The sequence below is a fragment of the Nocardia stercoris genome (assembly GCF_003696265.1).
In the GTDB taxonomy this organism is placed as follows: domain Bacteria; phylum Actinomycetota; class Actinomycetes; order Mycobacteriales; family Mycobacteriaceae; genus Nocardia; species Nocardia stercoris.
This window is the reverse complement of record NZ_RFFH01000044.1, coordinates 1-3,188: the sequence shown is the minus strand read 5'-3', so window position 1 is coordinate 3,188 and position 3,188 is coordinate 1. Positions and strand designations below refer to the sequence as shown.

At 55.7% G+C, this 3,188-nt stretch carries 1 rRNA gene; it reads left to right on the top strand.

The features are described 5' to 3' along the window. Positions 1-46 precede the first annotated feature (46 nt). Positions 47-3,145, top strand: a 23S ribosomal RNA gene (locus tag EBN03_RS33460). Positions 3,146-3,188: the final 43 nt, after the last annotated feature.

Genomic DNA, 3,188 nt, shown 5'->3' with positions numbered 1-3,188 from the left:
TGGGTGTGTTGTTTGAGAACTGCACAGTGGACGCGAGCATCTTTGTTAGTAAGTGTTTAAGAGCGTTCGGTGGATGCCTTGGCACCAGGAGCCGATGAAGGACGTAGGAGGCTGCGATAAGCCTCGGGGAGCTGTCAACCGAGCTGAGATCCGAGGATTTCCGAATGGGGAAACCCAGCACGAGTGATGTCGTGTTACCCGCGCCTGAATATATAGGGCGTGTGGAGGGAACGTGGGGAAGTGAAACATCTCAGTACCCACAGGAAGAGAAAACAACAGTGATTCCGTGAGTAGTGGCGAGCGAAAGCGGAAGAGGCTAAACCGGTCATGTGTGATAGACGGCAGTCGTTGCATGGTCGGGGTCGTGGGACATACCTTCTCAATTCTGCCGAGTTGAGCGAGAGTCAGAAACCGTTGTGTTAGTCGAAGTGGCCTGGGACGGCCTGTCGTAGAGGGTGAGAATCCCGTAGACGAAAACTCAACGGCTCTCGTGGTGTGCTCCCGAGTAGCAGCGGGCCCGTGAAATCTGCTGTGAATCTGTCGGGACCACCCGATAAGCCTGAATACTACCTGGTGACCGATAGCGGACTAGTACCGTGAGGGAAAGGTGAAAAGTACCCCGGGAGGGGAGTGAAATAGTACCTGAAACCGTGCGCTTACAATCCGTCAGAGCCTTCGGGTGATGGCGTGCCTTTTGAAGAATGAGCCTGCGAGTCATCGGTGTGTGGCGAGGTTAACCCGTGTGGGGTAGCCGTAGCGAAAGCGAGTCCGAATAGGGCGGTCGAGTCGCACACTATGGACCCGAAGCGGAGTGATCTACCCATGGCCAGGGTGAAGCGACGGTAAGACGTCGTGGAGGCCCGAACCCACTTAGGTTGAAAACTGAGGGGATGAGCTGTGGGTAGGGGTGAAAGGCCAATCAAACTCCGTGATAGCTGGTTCTCCCCGAAATGCATTTAGGTGCAGCGTCGCATGTTTCTCGCCGGAGGTAGAGCTACTGGATGGCCTAGGGGGCCCACAAGCTTACCGAAGTCAGCCAAACTCCGAATGCCGGTGAGTGAGAGTGCGGCAGTGAGACTGCGGGGGATAAGCTTCGTAGTCGAGAGGGAAACAGCCCAGATCGCCGGCTAAGGCCCCTAAGCGTGTACTAAGTGGAAAAGGATGTGGGGTCGCTTAGACAACCAGGAGGTTGGCTTAGAAGCAGCCACCCTTGAAAGAGTGCGTAATAGCTCACTGGTCAAGTGATCCTGCGCCGATAATGTAGCGGGGCTCAAGTACACCGCCGAAGCCGCGGCATTCACACATTATTCTGCTTTCGAGCCAGGAGTGTGGATGGGTAGGGGAGCGTCCTGCAGCCAGGGAAGCGCCGGAGTGATCCAGGTGTGGAGGCTGTGGGAGTGAGAATGCAGGCATGAGTAGCGAAAGACGAGTGAGAAACTCGTCCGCCGGATGACCAAGGGTTCCTGGGTCAAGTTAATCTGCCCAGGGTTAGTCGGGACCTAAGGCGAGGCCGACAGGCGTAGTCGATGGACAACGGGTTGATATTCCCGTACCCGTGTATCCGCGCCCAATGGCGAATCAGTTGTGCTAAGTGTCCAAAAGCGGATGGACCTCCTTCGGGAGGCCGGATGTGGCTGCACACGACCCTGGCTGTAGTAGTCAAGCGATGGGGTGACGCAGGAAGGTAGCTGGGCCAGGTGGTGGATTACCTGGTGTAAGCCTGTAGGGCGAGACATAGGCAAATCCGTGTCTCATTGAGCCTGAGAGGTGATGCGTAGTCGTTGAGACGAATTCAGTGATCCTATGCTGCCGAGAAAAGCCTCTAGTGAGTTGGTACACGGCCCGTACCCCAAACCGACACAGGTGGTCAGGTAGAGAATACCGAGGCGATCGAGATAACTATGGTGAAGGAACTCGGCAAAATACCTCCGTAACTTCGGGAGAAGGAGGGCCATTTCTGGTGATCACCCTTGCGGTGGGAGCTGGCGATGGTCGCAGAGACCAGTGAGAAGCGACTGTTTACTAAAAACACAGGTCCGTGCGAAGTCGTAAGACGATGTATACGGACTGACGCCTGCCCGGTGCCGGAAGGTTAAGAGGACCGGTTAGCGCTTCGGCGCGAAGCTGAGAATTTAAGCCCCGGTAAACGGCGGTGGTAACTATAACCATCCTAAGGTAGCGAAATTCCTTGTCGGGTAAGTTCCGACCTGCACGAATGGCGTAACGACTTCTCAGCTGTCTCCACCATAGACTCGGCGAAATTGCATTACGAGTAAAGATGCTCGTTACGCGCGGCAGGACGAAAAGACCCCGGGACCTTTACTATAGCTTGGTATTGGTGTTCGGTACGGTTTGTGTAGGATAGGTGGGAGACTGTGAAGCGGGCACGCCAGTGTTCGTGGAGTCATCGTTGAAATACCACTCTGATCGTATTGGACTTCTAACCTCGGACCGTGATCCGGTTCAGGGACAGTGCCTGGTGGGTAGTTTAACTGGGGCGGTTGCCTCCCAAAATGTAACGGAGGCGCCCAAAGGTTCCCTCAGCCTGGTTGGCAATCAGGTGTTGAGTGTAAGTGCACAAGGGAGCTTGACTGTGAGACAGACATGTCGAGCAGGGACGAAAGTCGGGACTAGTGATCCGGCACCGGCAAGTGGAAGCGGTGTCGCTCAACGGATAAAAGGTACCCCGGGGATAACAGGCTGATCTTCCCCAAGAGTCCATATCGACGGGATGGTTTGGCACCTCGATGTCGGCTCGTCGCATCCTGGGGCTGGAGTAGGTCCCAAGGGTTGGGCTGTTCGCCCATTAAAGCGGCACGCGAGCTGGGTTTAGAACGTCGTGAGACAGTTCGGTCTCTATCCGCCGCGCGCGTCAGAAACTTGAGGAAGGCTGTCCCTAGTACGAGAGGACCGGGACGGACGAACCTCTGGTGTGCCAGTTGTACTGCCAAGTGCATGGCTGGTTGGCCACGTTCGGAAGGGATAACCGCTGAAAGCATCTAAGCGGGAAGCCTGTTCCAAGATGAGGTTTCTTTCCACCTTGAGTGGGTAAGGCCCCCAACAGATCATTGGGTTGATAGGCCGGAACTGGAAGCCCTGTAAGGGGTGGAGGTGACCGGTACTAATAGGCCGAGGGCTTATTAACGAAGGTGCTACGCGTCCACTGTGCGGTTCTGGAGCAACACACG